Source organism: Streptomyces sp. SID5910 (genome assembly GCF_009862125.1).
Classification (GTDB): domain Bacteria; phylum Actinomycetota; class Actinomycetes; order Streptomycetales; family Streptomycetaceae; genus Streptomyces.
Window position 1 is genome coordinate 26393 of record NZ_WWHX01000398.1, and the last position, 24337, is coordinate 50729.

44 protein-coding genes are annotated in these 24337 nt (G+C 67.1%); all 44 read left to right on the forward strand.

Features of this window, described 5'->3' with window-relative positions; genetic code table 11:
- Window positions 1–64 precede the first annotated feature (64 nt).
- The 44 genes from GTW67_RS13780 (at window position 65) to GTW67_RS13970 (ending at window position 24293) form a co-directional block, all read left to right on the forward strand.
- Window positions 65–1243, forward strand: a complete 1179-nt coding sequence (locus GTW67_RS13780) for a peptidoglycan-binding protein (RefSeq protein WP_161165093.1) — start codon at window positions 65–67, stop codon at window positions 1241–1243.
- Between the two features lie 7 nt (window positions 1244–1250).
- Window positions 1251–1553: a hypothetical protein gene (locus GTW67_RS13785; protein WP_161165094.1), complete on the forward strand. Its 303-nt coding sequence runs from the start codon at window positions 1251–1253 to the stop codon at window positions 1551–1553.
- Window positions 1554–3569 carry an SGNH/GDSL hydrolase family protein gene (locus tag GTW67_RS13790; RefSeq protein ID WP_161165095.1) on the forward strand — a complete coding sequence of 672 codons (2016 nt, stop codon included), beginning with the start codon at window positions 1554–1556 and terminating at the stop codon, window positions 3567–3569.
- An 80-nt stretch (window positions 3570–3649) separates the two neighbouring features.
- Window positions 3650–4255 carry a deoxynucleotide monophosphate kinase family protein gene (locus GTW67_RS13795; protein WP_202437198.1) on the forward strand — a complete coding sequence of 202 codons (606 nt, stop codon included), beginning with the start codon at window positions 3650–3652 and terminating at the stop codon, window positions 4253–4255.
- A gap of 12 nt (window positions 4256–4267) precedes the next feature.
- A complete protein-coding gene (locus tag GTW67_RS13800) occupies window positions 4268–4513 on the forward strand; it encodes a hypothetical protein (protein ID WP_161165096.1) in 246 nt (81 codons plus the stop codon).
- A 230-nt stretch (window positions 4514–4743) separates the two neighbouring features.
- Window positions 4744–5370: a hypothetical protein gene (locus GTW67_RS13805; protein ID WP_161165097.1), complete on the forward strand. Its 627-nt coding sequence runs from the start codon at window positions 4744–4746 to the stop codon at window positions 5368–5370.
- Between the two features lie 93 nt (window positions 5371–5463).
- Entirely contained in the window at window positions 5464–6231 is a 768-nt protein-coding gene (locus tag GTW67_RS13810; protein WP_161165098.1) for a hypothetical protein, read from the forward strand.
- A 254-nt stretch (window positions 6232–6485) separates the two neighbouring features.
- Window positions 6486–7289, forward strand: a complete 804-nt coding sequence (locus tag GTW67_RS13815) for a PD-(D/E)XK nuclease family protein (protein WP_161165099.1) — start codon at window positions 6486–6488, stop codon at window positions 7287–7289.
- A gap of 26 nt (window positions 7290–7315) precedes the next feature.
- The gene (locus GTW67_RS13820; protein WP_161165100.1) at window positions 7316–7711 is read left to right on the forward strand and encodes a hypothetical protein; all 396 of its coding nucleotides are present in this window, start codon (window positions 7316–7318) and stop codon (window positions 7709–7711) included.
- A complete protein-coding gene (locus GTW67_RS13825) occupies window positions 7708–7947 on the forward strand; it encodes a hypothetical protein (protein ID WP_161165101.1) in 240 nt (79 codons plus the stop codon). Before GTW67_RS13820 ends, GTW67_RS13825 begins: the two co-directional genes overlap by 4 nt.
- 66 nt (window positions 7948–8013) lie before the next feature.
- On the forward strand, window positions 8014–8733 hold the full coding sequence (locus tag GTW67_RS13830; RefSeq protein WP_161165102.1) for an RNA ligase family protein: 720 nt from the start codon (window positions 8014–8016) through the stop codon (window positions 8731–8733).
- A 62-nt stretch (window positions 8734–8795) separates the two neighbouring features.
- A complete protein-coding gene (locus GTW67_RS13835; RefSeq protein WP_161165103.1) occupies window positions 8796–8951 on the forward strand; it encodes a hypothetical protein in 156 nt (51 codons plus the stop codon).
- 87 nt (window positions 8952–9038) lie between these two features.
- Complete coding sequence (locus GTW67_RS13840) at window positions 9039–9251, forward strand: hypothetical protein (protein WP_161165104.1); 213 nt, start codon at window positions 9039–9041, stop codon at window positions 9249–9251.
- The gene (locus GTW67_RS13845) at window positions 9248–9430 is read left to right on the forward strand and encodes a hypothetical protein (protein ID WP_161165105.1); all 183 of its coding nucleotides are present in this window, start codon (window positions 9248–9250) and stop codon (window positions 9428–9430) included. Before GTW67_RS13840 ends, GTW67_RS13845 begins: the two co-directional genes overlap by 4 nt.
- Window positions 9431–9505: 75 nt before the next feature.
- Entirely contained in the window at window positions 9506–9877 is a 372-nt protein-coding gene (locus GTW67_RS13850; protein WP_161165106.1) for a hypothetical protein, read from the forward strand.
- Window positions 9874–10104, forward strand: coding sequence for a hypothetical protein (locus GTW67_RS13855; RefSeq protein ID WP_161165107.1), 231 nt, complete (start codon window positions 9874–9876; stop codon window positions 10102–10104). Before GTW67_RS13850 ends, GTW67_RS13855 begins: the two co-directional genes overlap by 4 nt.
- Entirely contained in the window at window positions 10101–10334 is a 234-nt protein-coding gene (locus GTW67_RS13860; protein WP_161165108.1) for a hypothetical protein, read from the forward strand. Before GTW67_RS13855 ends, GTW67_RS13860 begins: the two co-directional genes overlap by 4 nt.
- Window positions 10334–10774: a hypothetical protein gene (locus GTW67_RS36975; protein ID WP_202437199.1), complete on the forward strand. Its 441-nt coding sequence runs from the start codon at window positions 10334–10336 to the stop codon at window positions 10772–10774. The genes GTW67_RS13860 and GTW67_RS36975 overlap by 1 nt, the downstream gene beginning before the upstream one ends.
- Window positions 10771–10917, forward strand: coding sequence for a hypothetical protein (locus GTW67_RS13865; RefSeq protein WP_161165109.1), 147 nt, complete (start codon window positions 10771–10773; stop codon window positions 10915–10917). Before GTW67_RS36975 ends, GTW67_RS13865 begins: the two co-directional genes overlap by 4 nt.
- A gap of 59 nt (window positions 10918–10976) precedes the next feature.
- Window positions 10977–11099: a hypothetical protein gene (locus GTW67_RS38160; RefSeq protein WP_272920493.1), complete on the forward strand. Its 123-nt coding sequence runs from the start codon at window positions 10977–10979 to the stop codon at window positions 11097–11099.
- A complete protein-coding gene (locus tag GTW67_RS36980) occupies window positions 11096–11428 on the forward strand; it encodes a hypothetical protein (RefSeq protein WP_202437208.1) in 333 nt (110 codons plus the stop codon). Before GTW67_RS38160 ends, GTW67_RS36980 begins: the two co-directional genes overlap by 4 nt.
- Window positions 11429–11618: 190 nt before the next feature.
- On the forward strand, window positions 11619–12008 hold the full coding sequence (locus GTW67_RS13870; protein ID WP_161165110.1) for a hypothetical protein: 390 nt from the start codon (window positions 11619–11621) through the stop codon (window positions 12006–12008).
- Entirely contained in the window at window positions 12005–12184 is a 180-nt protein-coding gene (locus GTW67_RS13875) for a hypothetical protein (protein WP_161165111.1), read from the forward strand. Before GTW67_RS13870 ends, GTW67_RS13875 begins: the two co-directional genes overlap by 4 nt.
- A 131-nt stretch (window positions 12185–12315) precedes the next feature.
- Complete coding sequence (locus GTW67_RS38510) at window positions 12316–12603, forward strand: HNH endonuclease (protein WP_524539780.1); 288 nt, start codon at window positions 12316–12318, stop codon at window positions 12601–12603.
- Entirely contained in the window at window positions 12600–13142 is a 543-nt protein-coding gene (locus GTW67_RS13885; RefSeq protein ID WP_161165113.1) for a hypothetical protein, read from the forward strand. The genes GTW67_RS38510 and GTW67_RS13885 overlap by 4 nt, the downstream gene beginning before the upstream one ends.
- The gene (locus GTW67_RS13890) at window positions 13135–13659 is read left to right on the forward strand and encodes a hypothetical protein (RefSeq protein WP_161165114.1); all 525 of its coding nucleotides are present in this window, start codon (window positions 13135–13137) and stop codon (window positions 13657–13659) included. The genes GTW67_RS13885 and GTW67_RS13890 overlap by 8 nt, the downstream gene beginning before the upstream one ends.
- A gap of 65 nt (window positions 13660–13724) precedes the next feature.
- A complete protein-coding gene (locus tag GTW67_RS13895; protein WP_161165115.1) occupies window positions 13725–14501 on the forward strand; it encodes a recombination directionality factor in 777 nt (258 codons plus the stop codon).
- 40 nt (window positions 14502–14541) lie between these two features.
- On the forward strand, window positions 14542–15069 hold the full coding sequence (locus GTW67_RS38165; protein ID WP_272920494.1) for an HNH endonuclease: 528 nt from the start codon (window positions 14542–14544) through the stop codon (window positions 15067–15069).
- An 11-nt stretch (window positions 15070–15080) separates the two neighbouring features.
- On the forward strand, window positions 15081–15356 hold the full coding sequence (locus GTW67_RS13905) for a hypothetical protein (RefSeq protein ID WP_161165117.1): 276 nt from the start codon (window positions 15081–15083) through the stop codon (window positions 15354–15356).
- On the forward strand, window positions 15353–16105 hold the full coding sequence (locus GTW67_RS38345) for a phiSA1p31-related protein (RefSeq protein ID WP_161165118.1): 753 nt from the start codon (window positions 15353–15355) through the stop codon (window positions 16103–16105). Before GTW67_RS13905 ends, GTW67_RS38345 begins: the two co-directional genes overlap by 4 nt.
- Window positions 16106–16178: 73 nt before the next feature.
- A complete protein-coding gene (locus GTW67_RS13915) occupies window positions 16179–16937 on the forward strand; it encodes a phiSA1p31-related protein (RefSeq protein ID WP_161165119.1) in 759 nt (252 codons plus the stop codon).
- 68 nt (window positions 16938–17005) lie between these two features.
- Window positions 17006–17359 carry a DUF7296 family protein gene (locus tag GTW67_RS13920; RefSeq protein ID WP_161165120.1) on the forward strand — a complete coding sequence of 118 codons (354 nt, stop codon included), beginning with the start codon at window positions 17006–17008 and terminating at the stop codon, window positions 17357–17359.
- Window positions 17356–17556: a hypothetical protein gene (locus GTW67_RS36985; protein ID WP_202437209.1), complete on the forward strand. Its 201-nt coding sequence runs from the start codon at window positions 17356–17358 to the stop codon at window positions 17554–17556. Before GTW67_RS13920 ends, GTW67_RS36985 begins: the two co-directional genes overlap by 4 nt.
- A complete protein-coding gene (locus tag GTW67_RS13925; RefSeq protein WP_161165121.1) occupies window positions 17553–17690 on the forward strand; it encodes a hypothetical protein in 138 nt (45 codons plus the stop codon). Before GTW67_RS36985 ends, GTW67_RS13925 begins: the two co-directional genes overlap by 4 nt.
- Window positions 17690–17890 carry a hypothetical protein gene (locus tag GTW67_RS13930; protein WP_161165122.1) on the forward strand — a complete coding sequence of 67 codons (201 nt, stop codon included), beginning with the start codon at window positions 17690–17692 and terminating at the stop codon, window positions 17888–17890. Before GTW67_RS13925 ends, GTW67_RS13930 begins: the two co-directional genes overlap by 1 nt.
- Window positions 17890–18171 carry a hypothetical protein gene (locus tag GTW67_RS13935; RefSeq protein WP_161165123.1) on the forward strand — a complete coding sequence of 94 codons (282 nt, stop codon included), beginning with the start codon at window positions 17890–17892 and terminating at the stop codon, window positions 18169–18171. The genes GTW67_RS13930 and GTW67_RS13935 overlap by 1 nt, the downstream gene beginning before the upstream one ends.
- On the forward strand, window positions 18168–18383 hold the full coding sequence (locus GTW67_RS13940) for a hypothetical protein (protein WP_161165124.1): 216 nt from the start codon (window positions 18168–18170) through the stop codon (window positions 18381–18383). Before GTW67_RS13935 ends, GTW67_RS13940 begins: the two co-directional genes overlap by 4 nt.
- The gene (locus GTW67_RS38170; protein WP_272920495.1) at window positions 18380–18514 is read left to right on the forward strand and encodes a hypothetical protein; all 135 of its coding nucleotides are present in this window, start codon (window positions 18380–18382) and stop codon (window positions 18512–18514) included. Before GTW67_RS13940 ends, GTW67_RS38170 begins: the two co-directional genes overlap by 4 nt.
- Before the next feature lie 5 nt (window positions 18515–18519).
- Window positions 18520–18801 carry a hypothetical protein gene (locus tag GTW67_RS13945; RefSeq protein ID WP_161165125.1) on the forward strand — a complete coding sequence of 94 codons (282 nt, stop codon included), beginning with the start codon at window positions 18520–18522 and terminating at the stop codon, window positions 18799–18801.
- Window positions 18785–19192 carry a hypothetical protein gene (locus GTW67_RS13950; protein ID WP_161165126.1) on the forward strand — a complete coding sequence of 136 codons (408 nt, stop codon included), beginning with the start codon at window positions 18785–18787 and terminating at the stop codon, window positions 19190–19192. The genes GTW67_RS13945 and GTW67_RS13950 overlap by 17 nt, the downstream gene beginning before the upstream one ends.
- Complete coding sequence (locus GTW67_RS13955; protein WP_161165127.1) at window positions 19189–19368, forward strand: hypothetical protein; 180 nt, start codon at window positions 19189–19191, stop codon at window positions 19366–19368. Before GTW67_RS13950 ends, GTW67_RS13955 begins: the two co-directional genes overlap by 4 nt.
- 94 nt (window positions 19369–19462) lie before the next feature.
- Window positions 19463–21955, forward strand: coding sequence for a phage/plasmid primase, P4 family (locus GTW67_RS13960; RefSeq protein WP_161165128.1), 2493 nt, complete (start codon window positions 19463–19465; stop codon window positions 21953–21955).
- Window positions 21952–22377 (forward strand): hypothetical protein, encoded by a 426-nt coding sequence (locus GTW67_RS13965; protein WP_161165129.1) that lies wholly within the window; start codon window positions 21952–21954, stop codon window positions 22375–22377. The genes GTW67_RS13960 and GTW67_RS13965 overlap by 4 nt, the downstream gene beginning before the upstream one ends.
- Window positions 22374–24293, forward strand: a complete 1920-nt coding sequence (locus GTW67_RS13970; protein ID WP_161165130.1) for a DNA polymerase — start codon at window positions 22374–22376, stop codon at window positions 24291–24293. Before GTW67_RS13965 ends, GTW67_RS13970 begins: the two co-directional genes overlap by 4 nt.
- The last annotated feature ends 44 nt before the right edge of the window (window positions 24294–24337 follow it).

Consider the following 24337-nt stretch of genomic DNA (forward strand, 5'->3'; position numbering starts at 1 on the left):
CGCACACCACGCACTCACGCCCCGCAGCGACGGGGCCTTTTTCATGCCCTGGAGGGGTTCACGCATGGGTGAAATCTGGATCAAGGAAGCCGAGCGGCTGGGGGACGGAAGCATCGGCGGGACGATGGACACCCCGTCGGCTCCGCCTCGCGTCGTCTGGCACACCACGGAGAGCGGCGCGGGCAACGCCGCCTTCGACGCCGTCGGCTCGTACCTGACCAAGGTCGTGTCGGAGCCGCACATCCTCTACGACCCGACGACTGACCGCCTTGGTCAGTACGGCCCGCTGAACCAGTCGGCGCGCGCCCTGAAGAACGACGGGTCGACGAGGACGAACCGCACTGGCCGGGTCTGCATTCAGATCGAAGTCCTGGCCCGCGCTGACAAGCCGTTCACCAACTACTGGAAGCCGGGGCCGAACTTCACGGCACTCATGCGGGCGATCCGCTCATGGGGTGTCCCGGACACCTGGCCTGCTGGCTCCTGCGCCCCGGGCGCGTCTCGTCCCCGCACCACCTGGGCGACAAAGGGCGGGCACTACGGCCACTGCCACATCCCGGGTAACGACCACTGGGACCCGGGCAACATCGACCGCGCGGCGATCCTGAAGGCTGCGGGAGGAAGCGGCACCGCTCCCCAGGGCGGGACGTCGGGCTCCGCAAGTGGCTCGTCCATCGCCCGCTACAAGGTCACCATCAACGGCCTGGAGTACGGCTACGGAGCCACCGGCTCTCATGTGACGGCCGTCGGCAAGGCGCTCGTCGCAAAGGGCTGCTCCGCCTACGCGGAGGGCCCCGGTCCGACGTGGAGCGACGCCGACACGAAGTCCTACGCCCTGTGGCAGAAGAAGCTTGGCTACTCCGGATCCGACGCCGACGGCGTCCCGGGGGAGTCGTCCCTGAAGGCGCTCATGGGCACCGTGCCCAGCAAGGCGGTTGCGACGCCAGCCACGCCGACCGTCGACCTGTCGAACCTCATCGCTGCGGCTCGTCGCGACCCGGGCCTGAAGCAGGGCGGGACGACGCATGCGGCCGACGTCCGCATCGTCGAAGCGGCGCTGAAGGCGGAGGGTCTCCTCTCCGCGACCTACGCGGGCGACGGCTCCTTCGGCTCGACGACTGTCGCCGCCTACCGCAAGTGGCAGCAGAAGTGCGGCTACACCGGCTCCGCGGCTGACGGCATCCCCGGCAAGGCGTCGCTGGAGAAGCTGGGCGCCAAGCGCGGCTTCAAGGTCAAGGCGTGAGCGCCTCATGGAAGTGCTGATCGCCATCATCGGCGCCATTGGCGTCATGGGAGCGGCGGCAGTGACGGCCGCCATCCCGCTCATCACCCGCCGCACGCGCGGCGCAGTGGCGGCGGAGGGGGTCGTCACCCGGGAGGCCGTGGCGGAAGCCGTCACGGCCCTCGGGGCGCAGCTCAACACCCGTATCGACGACGTCCGCGACGACATGGACGAGGTCCGCGAGAGCGTCTCTCGCATCCGCGAATGGCAGGCCGGCCACGACGCAGAGCACCTACTCATCGGCCGACCGCAGAACCCTGGAGGAGAATAGATGGCAATCCCCGCCGGCATCGCGACGGTAGTCGTCACGGGCCGCTACATCCGCCCCGACGGCTCCCCGCTGACGGGGACGGTGGTCTTCGAGCCGCCTGCGCGCCTGACCTTCCCCAACGCCGACACCATCAGCGCGGGCGCTGCGACGGTGGCGCTGGACGCTGAGGGCGCCTTCGTGGTGACGCTGATCGCCACCGACGTCCCCGGCATGCAGCCGGAAGAGTGGACGTACACCGTAACGGAGCGGATGGCGCGAGCACCTGAGCGGAGCTACGCCATCGCCCTCCCCTCCTCGACGACGGCCGTCGACCTGGCCGACGTCGCCCCCGCGAACCCGGCGGACGGTGAGTACGTCATTGTCACTGGCCCTGCGGGCAAGGACGGCTCACAGATCCTCAGCGGGACCGGGGCGCCCCCGGCGTCCATTGGCGCCGACGGTGACTACTACATCGACACCACGACCGGCGCCGTGCAGCTCCATGGTCCGAAGGCTGCGGGAGCCTGGCCGACAGGTGTCGCCCTGGGCGGGGGAGGAAGCGGCGCCGTCTCGTCCGTTAACGGGCAGACCGGAGCCGTCAACCTGACGGCCGTCAGCGTCGGGGCCGTTCCGTCGTCCGGCGGCACGATGACGGGCGACCTCAACGCGCCGGCTGTGACCACAAGCGGAACTAGCACCTTCGCCAATATCCGACTAGGCGCGAGCGCTAACTTCGGGGGTGGTGCAGACGGCGCCATGGCGATTCAGAATGTCGGCACCCCTCCGCCGTCCAGTCCATCTCAGGGCGTCGTTTTGTTCGCGCAGGGCGACGTGCTGAAAGTCCGCCAGGCGAACGGCAGCACTGTCACGATCGGCGCGTCCTCCTCGCCAGCGGCAGGTACGCCAGGCATTTATGCACCGCCTGGATGGGGCCAGTTCTGGCGTGCCAAGCGCGATGCAGCGGGGACGGGGAAGGCGACGATAGCCGTCGTCGGTGGCTCCGCATCGCAAGGCATGTACGCCTCGAACCCCCGCACCAAGTCCTGGCCTGGTGTCGTGGCGTCGAGCCTCCAGAGCGCCTACGGCGACGGCGGATCAGGCTTCCAGCAAACCTCGCTGTCGTCGGCGGTCCTCGCGTCTGGGGACGCTGCTGCACTGGCCGCATGGACGACGGCCGGCGCAGTGGTCACGCAGACGGGCACGTGGTCGCAGGGCGGCTCGAAGTACGGGCCCGGCGCGAACTACATCTATTCGGACACTACGGGCAACACCTTGAGTTTCAAGGCCCGCGGCACCGTCGTAAAGATCTTCACGGTGGTCGGCTCCGGCACCCGCCCGAACATGCTGTACAGCATCGACGGCGGGGCGGACGTGTCCGTGGCGCAGCCGTCGGGGGCGGCGGCCATCCAAGTGACCACGATCACGGGCCTGTCCAACACGACGCACACCGTCGTCATCAAGGTCGGCACCGCAAGCAGCGGACAGTACCTCAGCGTGTGCGGTGTCAGCGGCGAGAACACCACGGGTGTCGTCGTGCACAACCTGGCCCTAGCCGGCGCCAAGAGCGAGACCTACGCTCTCAACGCCACGACGGCTCTCAACTCGACGTGGAACGGTGGCGTCGACTACCCCGCAGACCTGTGCATCTACACGGCAGGGCCGAACGACGCGGCGGCCAACGTCGACCCGGACGTCTGGGCGGCGAACGTGGCCAAGTGGACGAAGGCCGTCAAGGACACAGGGACGGCCACCGGTAACACGGACATCATCATCGCGGTCCCGCACCTGGGCAAGCACGACGTGACGAACTTCAAGTACCAGGACTACGCCCTGAGGGCACGGGCGCTGGCCGACGTCTACGGCTGCGCGGTGGTCAACTGGTGGCTACTCGGCCGGAACTCCTGGGAGTACTGGAGCGGCCTGGGGTACTGGGGGACGAACGCCGGGACCGGCGCCGCTGGCACCGACTCGGTCCACATGAGCGACGCGGGCTTCCAGTTCATGGCGGACGCCATCCTCCCGCTCCTCACGTCCTAAGAAAGTCTGCCCCTCCGCGTCACATCCTCCCCTCTGCGCCCCATTACCCCCGTGTCAGGACGCAGAGGGGAGAGGGACGCATGAACATCGGCATCATCGGGCGTGCCCGAGTTGGCAAAGACACAGCCGGCAAGTGGCTCGTCGACAACCGTGGGTACCGGCGGGTCGCCTTCGCCGACGCGCTGAAGGAAGCGGCGCTGAAGGTGGACCCGATTGTCAACGCCTACGTGGGGTTCTGCGACGAGTACGACCACGAGGTGACAACGCGGCACCTGTCCACCGTGGTTCGCGACCACGGATGGGAGGGGGCGAAGGAGTTCGGAATCGTCCGCTGCTTCCTCCAGGAACTCGGCGCAGCCGTCCGCGACATCGACGAGGACTTCTGGCTCCGTGCCGCGATGAAGAAGGTCATGGGCGCCAACGACGATGGCGTCCCGTGCGTGATCACCGACGTCAGGTACCCCAACGAGGCGGCCTCCCTGCGACGAGCCGGCTTCCACCTCGTCTACATCGAGCGGCCCGGGGTCCCGCAGATGGACCACGCGTCGGAGAACTCCCTGACGGCCGACGACGCGGACTTCCACATCTGGAACAACGGCGACCTTGGCGACCTCCTTCGGTCCGCTGACGACCTGTGGGAGCACGTCTACGCCGTCGAGTCCGCCCGCTCCGTCCACGTCCACTAACGAAAGGCACTCATGCTCAAGCGTATCTGGTCCCACCTCAACCGCCTGTACCTCCGAGCCCTGGTCTCCCTCCAGATCTTCGCCGCGCAGGAACCGGTCCGTCTCCGTGCGGCCCTGACGTCGCTCGTCCTGGCCCTGGCCGTCGTTTTCCCCGCCATCGACGCCGGCACGGCGGAGACGATCGGCGCCGTGGGCGTCGTCGCCCTGCCCATCCTGGTCGGCGAGAGCGCGCGTCGGAAGGTGACGCCCGTCGAGTAGTACTTGCACCACCTCAGCCCCCGTCTGTCCCACGTCATGGGACGGGCGGGGGCTTTATGCGTTTGTGGCGAAAGACGCTAAGCGAACCCGCGTTCGAATTGCGCACTGCTCTCCACCCGCCCACCATGCGGAACAGGTCAGAACCTTGCACTATGCACGCGTAAAACGACTTACGCTTTGACCGATTCATGGGAGGTGGGGTGGCCGACATACCTCCTATACTCCGCGGCATGCCGACCTCACCCGGCCCTCTACTGTCCGCCCTCGACGCTCTATGGGAGCGCCTGAGGACCCGCATAGAGGAGCTACCACCTATCAATCCAGTCATCTCACCGACCAACCGGCTACTTGATCATGGCCCTACTCGATGGACGCGGGATAAGGACGGGAGAGTCTCCGGTCTCGTCATCACCGTCGATGTCCTCCAGGCGGGCCCTGATGCCGTCCTGGAGACGGTCCTCCACGACGCTGCGCACCTCCTGTGCTGGTGTCGTGGGGTCGACGACACGACCATGCACGGCGTGTACCACAACCAACAGTTCCTAGCCGCAGCGGAGGAGGTGGGCCTGACGTGGCCGGCCGGGGCGAAGCGGCTGCGTGGTAAGGGGTTCCACGCGCCTGTGCTGACCGCCGACACCCGGGCCAGGTACGCCGAGGACCTGCGGGCGCTGAAGGAGGCAATCCCGCTCGTCCTCCCGCACCTGGAGCTACCGCAGACGCCGAATAGGGGTCGCGTCGACCGGCTGACACTGGTCTGCAAGTGCGACCCGCCACGGAAGCTCCGCGTCTCCCGCACCGTCGCAGCTCAGGGCCCCATTACGTGCGGCGTGTGCGGTAACGATTTCACAGAGGGGTGATCATCTAGAGCTACCGTGGGGTAAGGTCTGCCAAAAGTCAGTGCTTCACGGTACTCTGCCTACGGCGGAGGTCTGTCTCTGAGAGAGGTCACAATGAGCCCGAAGGATGATGTCGCCCGGCTGGGACAGCGCACGGTGACACACGTCGACGCTGCGAGCGTCCAGGCTCTCGACCTCGAAGCCATCGAGCACGAGCCGACGACGGCGCTTATCGCTCGTGGAGCTGCCTACGCCCGTGAGTACGCCGCTATCGAGCACAAGCCGGCACTACTGGCGCAGAACATCGCGGTCGTCCTCTTGGCCCTGCGGAAGCAGCATGACGATTGGCTGGGGCGGACCCACGTCTACCGGCAGGACGCGGCGGAGGTGTACCGCGCAGCAAGTATCGACGACAAGGAGCAGTTGACGAGGCTCCAGGCCAACGTTCGATACCACGTCGGCAACATGCTCAGGCGCCACCTGACGCCCCGGGAACTCAGAGCGCTCGAACTGCACGACGCGTCACCGCTGGAGCGTCAGCAGGACCGACGCGCCACTGACACCGCGATCCTTCGCGCGACGAAGGTCTCAGCTGAGGTCACGTCCTCCACCCCGCGGACGTCCCAGGTGACGAAGAAGGGTGCGCAGCCGGAGGCGGTTCCCCGGCAGGGGAGCGTGGCGGGTCTGGCCGTCAAGGCGACGGCCGACCACCTACGTCTAGCGCAGGCGGCGAAGGCTCTGGTCGCTCAGTTCAACGCGGACGTCATCGACGACCACATGACAGACGGCCAGCGTGCCAAGCTCGACGAGGAGCTGGCGGAGATGGAGCGCAAGGTCCGCAGCCTCCGCCGGCACTTGAAGAAGCGCAGGTCGGAGGGCTGATCGCCTCTTCCGTCAGACGGCCGCCTCTTCCTCCGCGCGCCAAACTCCATGCCAAAGTGTCGAACTAACCCCCTACTTTCATTTTTCTCTAACGCGTGTAGAGAGAAATTGAAAATAGGGGTTAGTTCGACACTTTGGCCTTTGGTCTGTCCAGGGGGGAGGAGGCCGAAAGATCTTCGACGGCTCATGTCACATCCGCCGCCTGGCGCCCCATAACCCATGTGTAAGCAGCGGACAGCTACACAGGGAGCCACATGGCCGGAGTGAGCACCATCAAGAGGAGCGGGAACCGCTTCTACATCGACCCCGACGACGGGGACATCAAGGTCCCGGGCGTGACGAGCGTCGTGGGCCAACTGCCCAAAGACTTCCTGACCTTCTGGGCAGCGAAGGAGGCCGCGGAGGCGGCCGTTGAGAACTGGGACATCGTCTCCCAGCTCGTGCAGCGCGACCCGAAGGGTGCCGTCGACTACCTGAAGAACGCACACCGACGCAAGTCGCAGGCAGCGAGCGACCTGGGCAGCACTGCCCACGACTACTTCGAGCGTCTGGCCCGCGGTGAGGTCGTGAACGACAGGCACGTTCACGTCGATGTGAAGCCTCACGTGAGGCACTTCCGCGAGTTCCTCCAGGAGGTTCAGCCGGAGTTCCTCTACCTGGAGGAAACCATCTGGCACGACACGCACCGGGTGGCCGGTTCGTTCGACGCCATCGCGAAGGTGGACGGTGACCTTGTGGTAGTGGACTGGAAGACGAGTAAGGCGGTCTACGACTCCGTAGCCCTCCAGCTCAGCGCGTACCGCTACGCCGACCGGATCATCCTCGCCGAGACGGGGGATTCGGTTCCGATGCCGGAACTTGCTGGTGGAGCCGTGCTCCACGTCAGGCCAGAGGGGTGGTCCTTCGTTCCGGTCAAGTGCGACCGGGAGGTGTTCGAGACCTTCCTGGCTCTGCGGAAGGTCTTCGACTGGGAGACGGCTGGGAAGAAGAAGGTCATCGGCAAGCCCATCGCGAGCGGGGGAGAGCTGGTCACCGGTACGCAGAGGCGGGCAGCGTGAGGGCCTGGCACCGCCTCAGCGGACGTGTGCGGATCGACCTCCCGTCCGACGGATACGAGATGGAGGTTATCCACCCGCGCCCTGGGGCGGGACGGCTTCCGAAGGCTGTCCGGGTGGTCGTCTCAGAGGCGGAGTTCAACGAGCTGCGGGACCAAATACTAGAAGCCGACCCCGTCCGTGCGGAGCTGAGGCGCGACCTCGACGAGGCCCTGCGCCGGATCGAGCAGCTCACCGAAGAGCGCGACCGCATGACCGCTCAGTGCGACGAGGCTGTCAGGCGGGCGGCGGTGGTCGACGGGCTTCGACCTATCCGCATGGAGGTCCCGGCGGAACTGTTCACGAAGCCCGTCGACGACGAGCTGAAGGCCGTCATCGTCAGCCAGGCGCGGGAGATTGCCCGACTGAAGGGGGAGAGTGAGTGAACTACACGACTCGTCGCAAGGCGGAAACCGCAGTGAGCGGAGCCGCCGTAGTCGGCGCCTGTCTCGGCATCCTGGCCGTCATCCCCTTCGAGGCGTGGCTCCTGATGCTCGTCCTGGGCGCCGTTCACAGCGTCTTCCTGGCCGTGCCGGCGATCGGCTACGGGACGGCCGTCCTGTTCGTCATCGGGTGGAACCTGGGCGCCGGCATGGCCCGACGGCTCTTCCGCCGCAAGTAGCGCCAGTCACATACGCGGGGCGTCCACATCGGGCGCCCCGCTTCGCATGCACACAGGAGGAGAGAGATGCACGAGTTCACACCGTGGCCCAAGACTGCCCGCCTCTTCCGGGACATCGTCGTGACGGAGAAGCTGGACGGGACGAACAGCGCCATCCACATCACGAAGGGCGCGGCCGTGCTGTGTCCCAGCAGCGTATTCGAGGCGTACCCCCTGAAGCTGGGGGAGGTTTTCGTCGACGGCTACATCTGGTTCATCACCGCCCAGTCCCGGAAGCGCATCATCACCCCGGGCAAGACAACCGACAACTACGGCTTCGCCGGCTGGGTCCACGACAACGCCGCGGACCTCGTCCGCATCCTGGGGGAGGGCCTGCACTTCGGCGAGTGGTGGGGCCGCGGAATCCAGCGGGGCTACGGCCTGGAGGGTAAGCGGTTCAGCCTCTTCAACACGACGCGTTGGGACGCCGTTGACGAGGACAGCGGGACGTCGATGAAGTCCCGTGCCGAGCAGTCGGACATCATCGACCAGATCGACGTCGTCCCCACGCTGTACGTCGGCCCGTTCAGTGAGTCCGTCGTCTGGCAGATCGTTGACGACCTGCGCACTTACGGTTCCGTGGCGGCGCCTGGCTTCGAGAACGCCGAAGGCGTTTGCATCTTTCACACGGCGTCAGGGCGTGTGTTCAAGGTGACCAGTGACCACCGTGACGGGAACCCGCAACGCCTGGCGTCGGGACCGCTGAACGACGTCCGCCGCGACGCCGGCAAGTGGGAGGCAGCGTGAAACGACTCACGGTCTCCTGTCGACGGTGCGTCGCAGTCGTCCTGGCCCTTGTCGCAGCCCTGATGCTCCTCGCAGCCTGCGACTTCAAGGACTCCACGGCGCAGCCGTCGTGCTACGAGATCGACGTCGACGCCCCGAAGCGTCCGACGGTGAAGAAGCCGACCGGCCCGAAGGTGACGGCGCCGGCACTGCGAACCCCGACGAAGAAGAGGAGATGACATGGAAGCCGGCGGAGGAATCATCCTGATCATCATCATCGCCTTCTTGCTTCTGGGGGCGTCGGGCAAGGATTCGGGAGGCAAGCAGTGACCCCCGAAGAGTACGCCGCAGCGCTGGAGGACGAGCGCCGCGCACGCAACGAGCGAGCACGCTACATCGTCCGGGAGGAGTACGACGCGCACCACCTGATGCGCCGCAACGGCTCCGGCCAGGCGTGGGGCGTGGCTCGCTACACCAACCCCGAGACGGCCGCCCTGGCGGCTGCGTTCCTGAACCGCCTGAAGGAGGACGAGGCGTGACCCTCGAAGAGCACGCACGAGCCATCGAAGCCGCTATCCAGTCGGCTGCGAGGGATGGTTACTACCTGGACGACGGCGAGGGCCTGGCCGTGACGGGCCTTGAGCTGAACGACGTCGACGACGCCGATCGAATCACGTCATGGGAGGAGATACGCCTCCCGGAGTCCCCGCTCATCTAGCGCAAGTCACACACGCACCACACCGCCCCCGGTTGCTTCGGCGCCGGGGGCTGAGTGCGTAGGAGAGGAGAACACATGGACACCCCGGGAATGCGCGAGCTGCGGCACTGGATGGAGAAGACCGCAGACCCCGACAAGGTCGACGGCTACGCAGAAAGGCTTTACGAGTGCATCGGCAACGAAGCCGTCGACGTCGAGCACCTGAAGCAGCGTGCGGAGGCGACGAACGCGGCCCTCGTCGACGAGTACCGCGGAGAGGTCTACGCCTGCCGAGCCATCCTGCGGACGCTTCAGAAGTTCGCCAGCGGTCGCGACGACGACACCGCACGGCGCGTGTACGCCACACTCTCCCGCTTCAACCTGGGCGAGATGTACCGCCCCGGAGGTGGCGGAGCGGACCGCTACCTGATCCCCGTGGAGCTGACGGAAGAGGAGACCGCAGCATGACGACGCCCGTGCAGTTCACCACATTCGACGGCGGAACCATCGACGTCGACTACATCGGCAACTGGGTGGACATCCACCTCCGCGCCCCGAACGGGCGGACCGTCGCCACGGTGGAGATGTCCGTCGACGACGCGAATCACCTGATCCGACAGCTCGAAGGGTGCACGCCGGACGAGGCGGAGGAGCGCTACATCGAGGGCTACAGCGACGGATACGAGGCGGCATGAGCGCCCTCTACACCATCACGGCGTACATCCTGGCGCACTACGCCGACGATGACCCCGCCTACGTGGCACGCATCCGTCCGCAGCTCGAAGCGGAGGCGCAGGAGCTGTACGACGCCGTAGCGCACGAGTTGGCGGCGTGCACCCGGGCGGAGAAGGACTCATGGCCGCAGGCGACTCAGCGTGTGGCCATTGCGTGCGTCGCTAATCGCATCGACCCGGAGGTCCCCTGATGCACATCGGACGATCCTGGGGCGGCGGAGGCCACCTCGAAGCCGCCTGCCCCTGCCCGCTCGAACCCTGCGGCCTCGTCGACCGAGACAAGGTGGTCGACGAGTGCGACCAGCACTCGCCCATGGCGTGCAAGACGATGCGCACGGGGCATCGTCCGGAGGACTGCCCCGGCGTTGGTCGGGACGTCGTGGTGGCCATCGGCAGGACGGAGACCGCGCGGTCGACCGTCATCGACGCCGCCTCGATGGAGGAGGCGGGATACGTGAACTTGTTCCTCCTCGACGCGCTCGACGACTACCGCGCGGCCGTGGAGCACGAGGCGGCGGAGCGGATTCGCATGTTCCCCGAAACCCCAGCAGGACACGCCGCGGACTGGTGGGACGCCGCGACGATTCCCGACGCCATCGTCAACGAGATCGACCCGGAGACAGCCTCATGAGCCGCCACGCCAAGGACCCCCGCACCGACGCCAGCCGTGCCGGCGAGGAGTTCGACGACCTCTTCCGCACGTCGACGCAGCGAGCGGAGGAGAAGCGTGCCGCTGGCCGCTACCCCTACGACCTCCCGGAGGTGGTGCGCTGATGGCGCTCAGCGTGGAGACGGTTCAAGCCCTGGCGGTTGTACAGGAGACGTCGTGCCACATGGCATCCGACCGTAACGGCCACCTCCCCATCCCGCGGGAGTTGGCGGCGCTCCTCGTCGCCCTGACGGAGGAGGTTGCGCGCCTGGACGCGCGAGTCAAGGAACTGGAGGCGAGGCCGTGAAGTACACCGACCACGACGGCGACACATGGGAGGCCGTCAATGAGGGGCGGCACCTTCTGTGCGTCGCGTCGTCAGTGAGCGGCTTCGAAGGGTCGTCGTTCACACGGGAGTTCGTGGAGGAGCACTACGGGCCACTCAATCCGGAGGGTGCTCAAGAGCAGCAGGACGCCCCTGCTCCCGCCCTTCCGACGGTCGAAGGCGTCATGAGCCGCGCAAGCGTCTTCCAGTCTGCTCACGCCCTCGTCACGGGCCTCCCGTGGGGCGACGAGGAGAAGCCGTCCGTGTACGACGTCCTGAGCGTCGCGAAGTGGCTGGAGGGTGACGAATGAGCGCACCCGTTCCCGGCACGGGGCGCCGACGATGGCACACCCGTAAGGACCGGGCTGGGCGGCCGAATGGGCTGCTAGCTGCAAGCCGAATCGTGCCGCACCGGTACGGCGACGAGGGCGACAAAGGTCCGTGGTTCCGACGCATCGTCCGGCGTCGAGAGGCGCGGCTCTGGAGAAGGGAGGCGGGTGCATGATGTACACCCTCGCCGACGCCATCCGCGACGAGTTCCGTCGCACTCACCCTGGCAACCGGGGCGTCCTCAAGTGCACGTCGTGCTACCGGCGCAAGGACCGGGAGGAGTTCCGCGAGACGCCATGGCATGGACGTGCGGCAGCGTGCAAGCGCTGCGAGGGCGTGACGTGGCTCATCCTCCAGTACGAGCAGCAGCGTTGGGCCCTGGCGCAGGAGCGGGAGAAGACGCGCATGCTGCGTCGGCACGTTCAGAGGCTCCGGTTTGCCCACTACCGCCCGCGCTACGTCATGGGCTGGCCCTCGTCGGCCCGCCCGCTTCTGACGGAGCCGATCCCGGGGACCGCACGGCACCGAAAGCGCGCACGACTCACGAAGGAGAACCGATGACCGACACCCTTGCCCGCATGCTCTTCGAGACGTGGGCTGCGCAGTACGACCCGGAGGCGGATGCCGACTTCGTCCGTCAGCAGCACGGCGTGCTGAGCATCATGCGCCCCCACCTCTACCCGCCGCAGGTCCCGGAGACGTTCCGCGGCCCGAAGTGGGGGACTCGATGGAGGTAGAGGAACGGTTCTGGTCGAAGGTCGACTTCGACGCTCACGACGAAGAGCGGTGCTGGTCGTGGACAGCCACCAAGTGCCGTGACGGATACGGGTCGTTCTACCTCTGCGGAAGCATGGTGGGCGCGCACCGCATGGCCTACACGCTCGAAGTCGGGGAAATACCTGCGGGCCTGGAGCTAGACCATACGTGCGGCAACAGAGCGTGCGTCAACCCTGCGCACTTGGATCCGGTAACCCACGCAGAGAACGTTCGGCGTGGGCGGGTCGGTCGGCACAACCGGGCGAAGGCGGCGTGCCCAGAGGGCCATCCCTACGACGCCGTCAGAACGCGAACCGACGGTACTACTTACCGCGCGTGCCGACGCTGCGAAGCGTCGTACACCCGCCGATTTCGTGAGAGAAGGGGGAGGCGAGCATGAGCGTGCCGCAGTGTGGAGACTTCGCTCTGACCCGCATCAAGGGCCTGGCTGGTGCCTTCGTGGCTGCCGGCCAGGCCCTCGTGGGCGACGCGGCACCCGTCCAGCACGCCTTCGTCTACGTCGGCAACGGCTACATAGTGCAAGCCATGCCGGGCGGGGCGGAGAAGATCCGTCTCGACGAGGCGTCGGAGCCGGTCCTCTGGTCGACGGGCGCCTTCGACCTGACGGCCGCGCAGCGCATGCGGATCTGCTACGAGGCGCGGAGCCTTGTCGGGACGCCGTACAGCTTCCTCGACTACGCGTCCATAGCGCTCGCCCACTACCGCATCAGACCCCGGTGGGTGCGGGAGTTTGTGGCGGACACGGGGCACATGATTTGCAGTCAGTTGGTCGACGAGGTGTACCTCCGTGCGGGCGTGCATCTCTTCGACGACGGCCGGCTCGCGGGCGACGTCACGCCGGGGGACCTGTATAAGGCGCTGCGTCCGAAGCGCGTGGCATCAACGGATCGCGATCTGAGGAGGCTGGCTCGTGGGTGAGCAGTACGGAGCACCGGAGGTCTACGACAGCTCTGACGAGTACAGCCGGGACGACCGCATCGAGACGTACTACCAGGGTTGGGGCGCCCGTGAGATGGCGGAGCGCATCGTCGAGCTGGAGGACGAGCTAGGCGCGGACGTCGACGGCATCTGCACCGGCATGCACGCGGACGTGGCGGAGGCGCGGGCGGAGGTGGAGCGGGTGCGTACCCGTCTGGTTCGCACGGAGAACCTTCGTAGGGTCGCGCACTACCGGCGCGACCGCTACCGCCTCGCCTGGCTCTCCGCCCGGCGACGTGCCGCCCACGAGTCCGTCATGGCGACGGAGGCCGTCGAGCATCTCACCGCTGACCGGGACCGGTGGCGGCAGAGGTACGAGCGCCTGGCGGCAGAGCTGGAGGCGTCGCGTAAAACGACTCACGCGCCTCGTCTGGAGTACGCCGGCGAGGACGAGGACGGCCCCGTCTACAAGCTCGCCGAAAGTCCCGTGTCACATCCGGGGGCCAGCGCCCCATAACCCATGTGTAAGGCCGAACGGCCGCACACACCACGCACACCGTCACCGACGAAAGGCACTCACACATGGCGAACAACCTCGCGAACATCTGGGACGCCGACCCCGACGCCGCTCCGAAGGAGGCGCCTTCCTTCTCCGACGACATCGCCGGCCGCTTCCGGTCCGGTCGCCTCGTGAAGACGGGGCGGACGGAGACGCCGGAGTCACTCAACGAGTGGCGGGTCACCACCGGCGACCCGTCCGTCGCGAAGAAGGTCGCGGAGATCCTGGGCGGGGAGCCGGAGTCCTGGGAGACCGACCGTGAGGACAACATCGAGATCCTCACCGACGCCAAGACGGTTCAGATCGTCATCGAGCCGGACGGCGTCGACGCCTCCTTCAAGCAGTTCGTTCCGGGCGCCGGCATGACGCACCACTGCGACGGCTTCAACTACCTCTCCCCGGACGAGGACAAGGGCCAGTCCTGCGGCTGCCCGTCGCTGATCGCGGAGCGGAAGCTGAAGGCGCAGCAGATGCGCGGCCCGAAGCCGTCCGTCGACATCACCTTCCGCATGGCGGACGCTCCGGACCTGGGCAAGTTCCGCTTCAACTCCGGCTCGTGGAAGCTCGTGGAGGCCCTCGGTCCGCTGTTCGCCGACCTCGACAAGCACGGCAACGCGGGCGACGAGGAGAGCGGCGTCGACGGCGTGCCCGTGCGGGCGTCGCTGACCATCGAGAACGTGTCCTACGTCCCGAAGAAGGGCCCGCGCGCCGGCCAGACCGTCTCGTACAACAAGCCCGTCATCAAGGTCTTCGGTGCCGCTGAGTCGGCGGGTGACGAGGGCCTGGCGAAGGCAGCGTAAGCGGCTCATGTAGCACGCACAACGCAAGGCGCCGCTCCCAATGATTCCGGCACTGGGAGCGGCGCCTCTCACGATTCTACGCACAGAAGGAGGGCGAGTGGGTGGCGTCAGCTTTGCGCCGGCACCTGGGTACCCGAACTACATCGTAGGCAGTAACGGCAAGGTCTACGGACCGCGCGGTGAGTTGAATCCAAAGATTGGGTCTTCTGGGTACGCCACTGTGTCCCTGGGGAGCCGGGCGCATGGCACCGGCCGCCAGGTATCGCTTCACCGACTCGTCCTCTGGGCGTTCGAAGGCCCGCCTCCCGGTCCTGGGTACGACTGCGATCACGTCGACGAGGACGCCACGAACAACGACGTGTCCAACCTCCGATGGCTGGGGGCCAGGGAGAACCGATCGAGGGCCGGGGAGTCCAACGCGGCAGCCAAGCTCACCGCCGCGCAAGTCCTGGAGATCCGCGCGGCCCTCGGCGCAGGGGAGACCGGCAAGTCGCTAGCTGAGCGGTACGGGGTGACCCCGACGACCATCAGCTACATCCGGCAACGCAAATCATGGGCACACATCTGAGGAGAGAGAGCATGGGCAAGGTTGAGTTGACGGACTTCACGGGGGCCGTCATCGCCCCGGGCAAGCTGGTGGCCTACCCAACCCGCCGCGGGAACCGAGTCCGCAACACGGAGGCCGTGGTCGTCGAGACGATGAGCGACAAGTCCTCCGGGCGAGTCGTCCCCAAGCTGAAGGTCGCCCCCACGGGCCGGGAGTCGGGGGTGTCGGCACGAAAGACGCTGACCACACAGACCATCGGTGCGGAACACGTTGTCGTCATCGGTGACACGAAGGGGGAGGGCAAGTGAGCGACGTCTTCGAGGTGGGGCAGAAGGTACGCGTCAACGGCGCGGTGGACGGTGAGATCACGTACGGGCCGTTCCCGAGTACCTTCGGCACCTACACCGGCTACGTGGTCCGCATCGGTGAGAAGGAGCGGCTTCAGAGGGAGCGCGACCTCTCCGCCATCCCCACGCCGCCCGCCTTCGCCGTGGGCGACGTGGTCACCTACGACTACGGCGAGGGCGGCAAGCTCGTCGCCGGCCCGTTCAAGTCGGAGCACCACGATGACCCCGTCTGGGTCGTGGAGAAGCCGAACGGCACGCACATGACGCCGACGCAGAACAGCCTAACGAAGGTGGAGGCGCCGGCCGTCAAGGTTGGTGACCGGGTGCGGGTGGTGAAGGACGATGAATCGTTCGACCCGGGCAAGTTCGTCGGGCTCGTGGGGACTCTGGTCGGGTACGGCACCGCTGGTGGCCCCACGCCCTACAAGGTGTCCTTCGGCGCGGACGGTGGTCGCCACGGCGACCCGGTTAACGGCTACTGGTTCTGCGCCGAAGTCGAGCCCGTCACTGGCGAAGACACCTACGAGCACGACGGCGTGGTCTACGACCTGACGGCGAAGTACCGAGACCGGGAGGGTGACTCCCTCCGCATCAAGCTCGTGAACGACGTCCCGCGCGTGGCCTGGTTCGGCAATACCCCCGGCGAGTACGACGACACCCTGATGAAGGCCCTGGCACAGTACGGCCCCTTCACCCGCGTCACGGACTGACCAACCCACACCCCACGGCCCCCGGACACCGACGATCCGGAGGCCTTCGCAAGACACTCACGGAGGAGAGACCATGGCGTTCAAGGTTGGCGACAAGGTGGAGCACCGGACTTTCGGCAAGGGTGAGATCGTCTTCGGCCCGTTCGAGCACAGCGCGGGTCCGGATCATTACCTGATGAAGCAGGACTACAACGGCGCGCCCTTCACCTTGGCCGTCGGTGAAGCCATGACGCCGGCCGCGAAGTTCACGGTCGGTGACAAGGTGAAGGGCGCGTTCTCCGGCACCGTCTTCACCATCGCAGGCGGCCCCTTCCGCAATGGCGGGAATGAGTGGTACGCCACCCGGACGGCGAGTGGGGACGTCACCTCCAACGGTGCGGGCGTGCTTGTGGCCGTGGACCCGGAGCCGGCGCAGGACAAGGACGTCAAGGTCGGCGACGTCGTCCGCATCCTGGAGGATGAGGCATTCAACGCCGACGTCAAGGCGGGTGACCTCTTCGTCGTGAAGGCGCTCACCACCGACTTCTACGGGACTGAGATCCGTGTCAAGGTCGACGCCGAAGCCGGCGCCCGCATGACTCAGTGGGCCTTCCGCCCGCAGGACTTCGAGAAGGTGGCGGCCGACAAGGTCGCCGTCGTCGACGGCAAGGTGTACGACCTGTCGGCCAGGTACCGCGACCAGGACGGCGACTACTGGACCTTCAAGGACGTCGCCGGCATTGTCCGCGGGCACTGTGCGGGTAGCAACCGCGACACATCTGCGTACATCGGCGCCTACAGCGACACCCTGTCGGACGCCATCGCGTCCTACGGCCCCCTCGTCCGCGTCTGACCCTCAGCCCCCGGTGACTTCGGTCCCGGGGGCTTTCGGCGTAGGAAGATCCGACGGAGGGGGTAGCGATGTTCTTCGAGTTCAATCAGAACAACAGCGGGGGCGGCTTCGACTTCGACGCAGAGCGCGGCATCACGCACCACGTCATCGTGGAGGCCGACGACGCCGCGCACGCGAACTACCGCGCGGAGCGGATCGGCCTCTACTTCGACGGTGACGGCGACTGCGCGTGCTGCGGCTACCGGTGGTCCGAACAGTGGGCCGCCGACAAGGGCGACGAGGTCCCAAGCATCTACGGCGAGGCCGTTCAGGACTACGACTTCCGGTACCGGTGGATGGGCGCGGACAGACCGGAGGCTTACGTCCACTTCGCCGACGGTCGCGTCCAGGGCTACGGCTTCGGCCCGAAGGTTCTGAAGTGACCGGCGCCTTCCACACCATCGACGCCGCGATGTCCCCCGCACTCGGCGACGTCCGCAGCGCCGGCCCGGGTGACCTGGTCTACATCCTCCCCGACGCGACGACGAGGAAGGACTTCCCGAAGTACTGGGAGGCGGCGGGCGTTGCGTTGAGTCGGGGTGCGCAAGTGGTTGTTGTACGACGAGGGGAGACCGGATGACCGAGCGTGAGAAGTTCGAAGCCAACGTCGAGGCAGAGGTGATCACCTGCGTGGAGACGGAGGACGTGGAGGACTTCATGCTGTCCTTCCGCTGCATGCTGACCACCTTCCTGACCACGACGGAGGAGAACTGATGGACATCAAGCCGGGGCACTTCTACAGGGACCGCGACGGTGACGTCTGGCAGGCCGTATCCCCGAACGCGCTGATGTTCGCGGCGAACAGGGACCGTGGTCCGGACGTCATCCCGTTCGACATCCTCCCGGCGGAGACCGTCGAGCGTCAGGACGGCCCGCTTACGGAGGTCCGGCCGATGGGTTGGGAGGAGGTCTGATGGCACGCCGCCTCGTCAGCGACGACCAGCAGGTGTTCCGCGTCCTCGTCGTCCGACGGCAGCGCAGGGACAACCCCGACTGGGAGCGGGGCAACATCGACTCCCCGCGGTTCTTCTGGGACGGCCCGGAGTACACCACGGCCTACGGTCCGTACAACGCCGTAGGCACCGCCCGCGGGCAGCTCACGTTCCACACGGTAGACGCCTACGGCGAGCCGATGAAGGACGTGGTGAGCGGCTGTATCCAGCGGGCTCACACGACGTGGGAGGACGTCCAGTGAGCCGGTCTATCGGCATCGAAGACAACGAGGTGTTCCGTGTCGTCGAGCGCTGGACACGGTCTGACGGTTCAACGGGCGTGATCGTCTACGGCCCGTACACCGCGCTTTCGGCGGCCCGTGGGACGCGCAGCCGTGAACGACGGTCGCCGATGGCCGACAGTTCGGTGTTCACCATCGACCGTGCTCCGGCTGTGTGGGAGGAAGTCGAGTGAACGTCCGTGAGCCCAACATGCGCATCGTCCACGCCCTCCCCGACATGGAGCCCGTCGAGTTCGACAAGCCGCGAAGCGTGTACGCCTCGTGGATCACGGAGGAACTGATGAGGGAGACGGAGGAAGGGTGAGGATCATGGACGCCGACAACTCCATGGAGGCGCAGTGCGCGCCGTACCGGAGTCGGCTGCGGGCTGAGCCGTTCGCGTCGATCGTCCCGGATCGACGTCCGGAGGTGAAATACCACGCGGGTCTAGGACTGGCGAAGCTCGCGGTTGGCTACCTGGGCTGGGGTCGGACGGTTCGAGGCGGGGAGATCTATGAGCGCACGGCCGACGGGTGGTCGCTCCTGTTCCGCGTCGAGTCCGGCACCCCCGCCGACGAACTTCCCTGGAGGCTGAATGACCAACCCCAGTAAGGCCAAGGGAACCGCCTGGGAGTCGGCGTTCGTCGCATACCTTCGCGAGCACCACAACCCCGACGCACGTCGCAATGTGCAGATGGGCGCGAAGGACATCGGTGACGTGGATGGGTACTTCCTCCACGCGGCAGAGCTGAAGGCAGAGAAGTCCATCACCCTCGCCGACTACATCGCGCAGGCCAACCGCGAAGCCATCCACGCCGGCCAGCCCTTCGGGTGCGCGGTGGTGAAGCGGCGCATGAAGGGGACGGCCGACGGCTACGTCGTGAGGGACGTGCGGACGGACGTCAGGCTCGTGACTCGGCTGAAGATCATGGAGGAGGCGCTCCAGGATGCCGACTACGACCGCTGGTGCGACATAGACGAGGAGCTAAGGGAGGCAGCGTGAAGCGCACCGTCACCTTCACGGGAATTCTGGAGTACGACCCTGCGGACTACAGCACGGACCCGGAGGAGCGTGTCGACTTCGCGCTGACGCACGGCGACAAGCACGCCGACTACTTCCTCTTTCACACGGGAGAGGTGCGGGTCGTCGACGACCACAACAGTAACCCGGGCGAGTAGCCGCGTAAAACGACTCACGCGGCAGCGCCGCCAAGCACTGACACAGGGGCGCCCTCCGGGGCGCCCCTTTGGTATGCACGAGAGGGGAGAGACCTTGCGACTGTCCGACATCCTGGGGCGGCTGGAGGGGGTCGAAGAAGATCACGACGGCCACCTTGCGCTGTGCCCCCAGCACAACGACCGTGCGCATCCGTCACTGAAGCTCACGCTCAAGACTGACGGCATGCTCCTCATGGTCTGCCGGACCGGGTGCCCGAAGCCGAAGATCCTGGAGAAGATGCGGCTGCGGGAGTCCGACCTCTACGACGTCGTGAACGACCTGGGCGCGAGCACCATTTCCGCACGGGCGCCGGAGAGCATCGGCCCCGGGGAGATAGCCGGCCTGCGGACCCTCGTCGACGACTGCACGCACGCGCTCCAGGACACGTCTCCGCATCCGTGGGCGGAGGACACGCGAGGCTACGCGGCCCGACGCTTCGGTCTGAGCGTCGAACAGTGCGCAGACCTCGACGTCGGCTTCTACGACCCTGCGTACTCGCGGCCGTTCCCCTGGCTCTCCCGTGGCTTCACGCGGTACCCGCGGCTGACGGTCCCTCTGACCGGCTTCGACGGCGTGATCCGTGGCCTTCAGGGGCGCGACCTGTCGACGAAGTGCCCCGCCCGCTGGGTCTCCCTGACGAACGTCGACGGCAAGCAGTGGGCGAAGTACGGCGTGTTCCGCTCCGGCGCCGGGTACGACACGGTCCTCATCTGCGAGGGGCCGGGCGACGCTCTGACGGCCGTCGGCGCGGGCTACGACTCCGTAGCCATCCGCGGCGCTGGGCTCGCTCGTAACGCGGCTCTCGTCGCCGAACTGGCCGACGGCCTGCGGGACCTGGACGTCGTCATTGCCGGCGACCGGGACCGGGCAGGAGCGGGGTTCACCGACTCACTGGCCGTCGCCCTCGTCCGCGCGGGCGTCATGGTGCGTCGTCTGGAGATCCCGCACGACGGCGATGACCTCACCGACTGGCGCGAGCGCGACACCGAAGCCTTCCCCGGGCAGCTCCACGCAGCCGTGCGAGCGGCGTCGGTCGTCGAATTGGAGGCACCGAAACCGGAGCCGGTGACGGCGAAGGACGAGGACGACGTCAACGCCACTGACGCCGCCCTTCAGACCATGTCGCAGTCGGCCCGGGAAGCCTTCGACCTCACCGACGTTGGCGTTGCCGTCCGCCTCCGCGACTACATGGCTCGCTCCGGTGGGGGGGTGCGCTACGCATCTGGACTCGGCTTCCTCGTCTGGGACGGGAAGGTGTGGGCGCCGGGGAACGACGAGGTTAGGACGGCGCTGCTTCAGATGGGTGCGGAGCTGATCGCGTCGGGCGACGACGGGGCGCGAAAGATTGCGCTGCGGGCGCTGACCAACCGGGCCATCGAAGACATCATCAAGGTTCTGCCGTCGGTGCCCGGCGTCCCAGCGTCGGCGGGCGACTTCGACGCGGACCCGGAACTCCTGTCCGTCGCGAACGGGACCGTCAACCTCCGTACGAAGGAGCTGCGCCCGCACGATCCCTCAGACATGATCACCCGTCGCCTCGACGTCGCGTACCGTCCGGGTGCGAAGGCGGAGAGGTGGGAGACCTTCCTGACGGAGATCTTCCCCGCGCATCCGGAGCTTCCCGCCTTCATGCGACGGCTCGTCGGGTACGGGGTCACAGGCAGCACCGCAGAGCAGTGCTTCGTGTTCATGCACGGTCAGGGGGCGAACGGGAAGTCAGCCTTCCTTGACGCCCTGATCTACGTCTTCCGCGGTGTCGTGAAGTCGACGGAGTTCAGCACCTTCGAGCAACGCACGGCCGTGGGCCAGGCGTCGCCAGAATTGGCCGCTCTCCGCGGGGCGCGGCTCGTGACGGCGAGCGAAACGGAGAAGTACTCCCGTCTTGCGGAGGCCCTCGTGAAGCAGTTGACGGGTGGCGACCCGGTGACGTGCCGTGCGCTGTACGGCAACCCGTTCACCTACGTGCCCAGCTTCCTCCTCATGGTCGCTGGCAACTACAAGCCGGCCATCCTGTCACAGGACTTGGGTGTGTGGAGGCGCGTCAAGTTGGTCCCATTCGAAGCCACGTTCCGCGGCTCGAAGGCGGACACGTCCCTTCCCGCGACCCTGCGGGGAGAGGCGGAGGGCATCCTCGCCTGGGCCGTTGGCGGCGCCGCGGAGTGGTACGCCCACGGCCTCCAGGAGCCCGACTCCATCGCCACAGCCACGCAGGACTATCGGGAGAGCGAAGACCGCCTTGCGGAGTTCCTCGCGGCCCGGTGCGTCGAAGAGGCGGACGCCCGTGTTGCCCCCATGGCCATCCGCCGTGCCTACGCGGAGTGGGCAGAGGACGCCGGCCTGAGCCGGAAGGAAGTGCTCTCCGGCTGGGCGCTGGGCGTGGAACTGGAGTCCCGCAACTTCGCGAAGGTCAAGCGGGGCGGGCGCTGGGGCTTCGAAGGGCTGCGGCTGAAGACGGATACGGAACTCCAGATGGATTCCGCCACGGGGGCGGACGACGACACGACCACTGACACGGACATCTTCGGGCAACAGAAGGAGGCAGCGTGAGCGAGGAACTAGCCGCCTACGTCGTGACGACAGGCGAGTACAGCGACTACAGGATCAGGGGCGTCTTCTTCGACGAGGCTTCCGCGCGTCGCTACGCCGACGGTCTCAGCGACAGCGATGTGGAGGTGGAGGAGTACCCGGCTCGCGGCCCGGAGTTTGTGGCTGGACGCGACATCTTCATCTGGACACGGGTCGACGCGAGGACCGGGGACGTCATGCGTGAGTGGTCGTCGGTCTCTGTCCGCGATGCGGGGGACCACGATGGGCAGTGCTCGACACGCGTCTACTCGTCGAGCATGACCATAGGTCAGGTACTGGAGTACACCGTCAGCACCATCGCCGACGTGACGCAGGAGGAGCGAGCCCGCAAGTCCCACGCGGAGCACGTCGCGAAGAAGCGCGCGGAGGTGATGGGGCTTTGAAGTACTTCCCCTACACCATCGCGGGCGAAGAGACGACGACCCGCGTCCCGGAGACGGCCGCGGACCTCGATGAGTTCCGGCGGTGGACGGAGCGCAAGGCGTCGGCCGGCGAGATGATCGGGGCGGACACGGAGACGACGGGGCTCGACACGTTCTCCCCGACGTACCGCCTCCGAACCGCCCAGTTCGGAGACGCCCGAGACGCATGGGTCCTCCAGACCGAAGTCAGTGACCGCACGGCGGAGGCGGCTCGCTGGGCGTTCGACGTCCTGCCCCGCCTCGTCTTCCACAACGCCACCTTCGACATGCTCGTCCTTGACCGGCACCTGGGCGTCCCCCTGGCGTCGATGGCACCGAAGGTGACCGACTCGAAGATCATCGCCCACCTCTTCGACTCGCGGCCCCGGCACGAGGGCGGATACGGTCTGAAGCTGAAGGAACTGTGCGCGCGGGACGTCGACCCGAACGCCCCCGATACGCAGGAAGACCTCACCGCCGTCTTCCGCAGCATCGGGGAGACGAAGGCGACGGGGTGGCGGAAGATCGACATCAACCACCCGACTTACCTTCAGTACGCCGGTTTGGACGCCATCCTCGTTTCCCGATGGCTCCCTGTCGGCGTCGAGCGGCTTCGAAAGGTCGGAGTCCGTCAGGCACTCGTGGACTTCGAGCACCGTGTCATGGTCGTGTGCGCGGAGATGGAGCGCCGCGGGATGCTCGTCGACCAGGACTACGTGCGCAACCTCGTCGACCGCCTGGAGGAGGAGGCGGCACTCCACGCCGGCAAGGCGTCGAAGTACGGCGTCACGTCGGTCAACGCCCCGAAGCAGGTTGCCACGGCGCTCGTCGGCATGGGGGAGACGCTCACGGAGCGGACGGACTCCGGCAATCTGAAGGTGGATAAGGAGATCCTCCAGTCGCTTGCCGACGTCGACCGCAACTGGGAGCGCATCGGGGCTCGCACGCCCAACCCCCTGGCGGACGCTGTTCTCCGCAGCAAGCGTGCGGGGAAGTGGGCGAAGAGCTACGGCGTCGCCATGCGTGACGGCCTCGACGGCGCCGGGCGACTGCATCCGAAGATCTCCAGCCTTGCCGCACGGACGGCCCGCATGTCGATCTCGTCGCCCCCGCTCCAGCAACTCCCGTCGGGTGACTGGACGATCCGTCGCGCGCTCCTGGCCGACGAGGGGCACCGCATCATCAGCGTGGACTACTCCGCCGTGGAGATGCGCGTCCTGGCGGCCCTGGCGGACGAGAAGACGATGAAGAGCGCCATCGCGGAGGGGCGCGACCTCCACGACTTCACCGCCGAACTCATCTGGGGCCCCAGCTTCACGACGGCGCACCGAAAGATCGGTAAGGGGGTCGGCTTCGGCAAGGTCTACGGAGGCGGCGCGACCACCCTGTCCCGGCAGACAGGCGCCCCGCTCGACGAGGTGAAGGCGGCCGTCGCCGCGTATGACCGGGTCTATCCCGGCATCAAGCGGTACAGCCGCACGGTCCAGCGTCAGGCACGCGCCAACGGCTACGTCGTCGTCACGCCCACGGGTCGGCGGGTGCCGCTGGACCGGGACCGGGTTTACGCCGCGACGAACTACGCCGTGCAGAGCACCGCTCGTGACGTCCTGTGCCAAGCGCTCCTGAACATGCATGACAGGGGGCTGACGGACTTCCTCTATCTCCCTATCCATGACGAGTGCCTCGGATCGGCGCCGGCTGACATCGCGGAGGACGTGGCGAAGGAGATCGGCGACGCCATGGCGATGGACTTCTTCGGAGTCCCGCTCGACACGGACCCGGAGGTCGGTGGCCGGAGCTGGGGGAGCCTCTACATGAAGTTGCCGAACGGCAAGTACGACGAGGCCCTCCGCGCCCGGGAAGACGAGTGGTACGCGCGTATGGGGCTCGCAGCGTGACCCCCGCCCGCCTCGCACCCCCGACCACGGGGCGCGTAACCGCA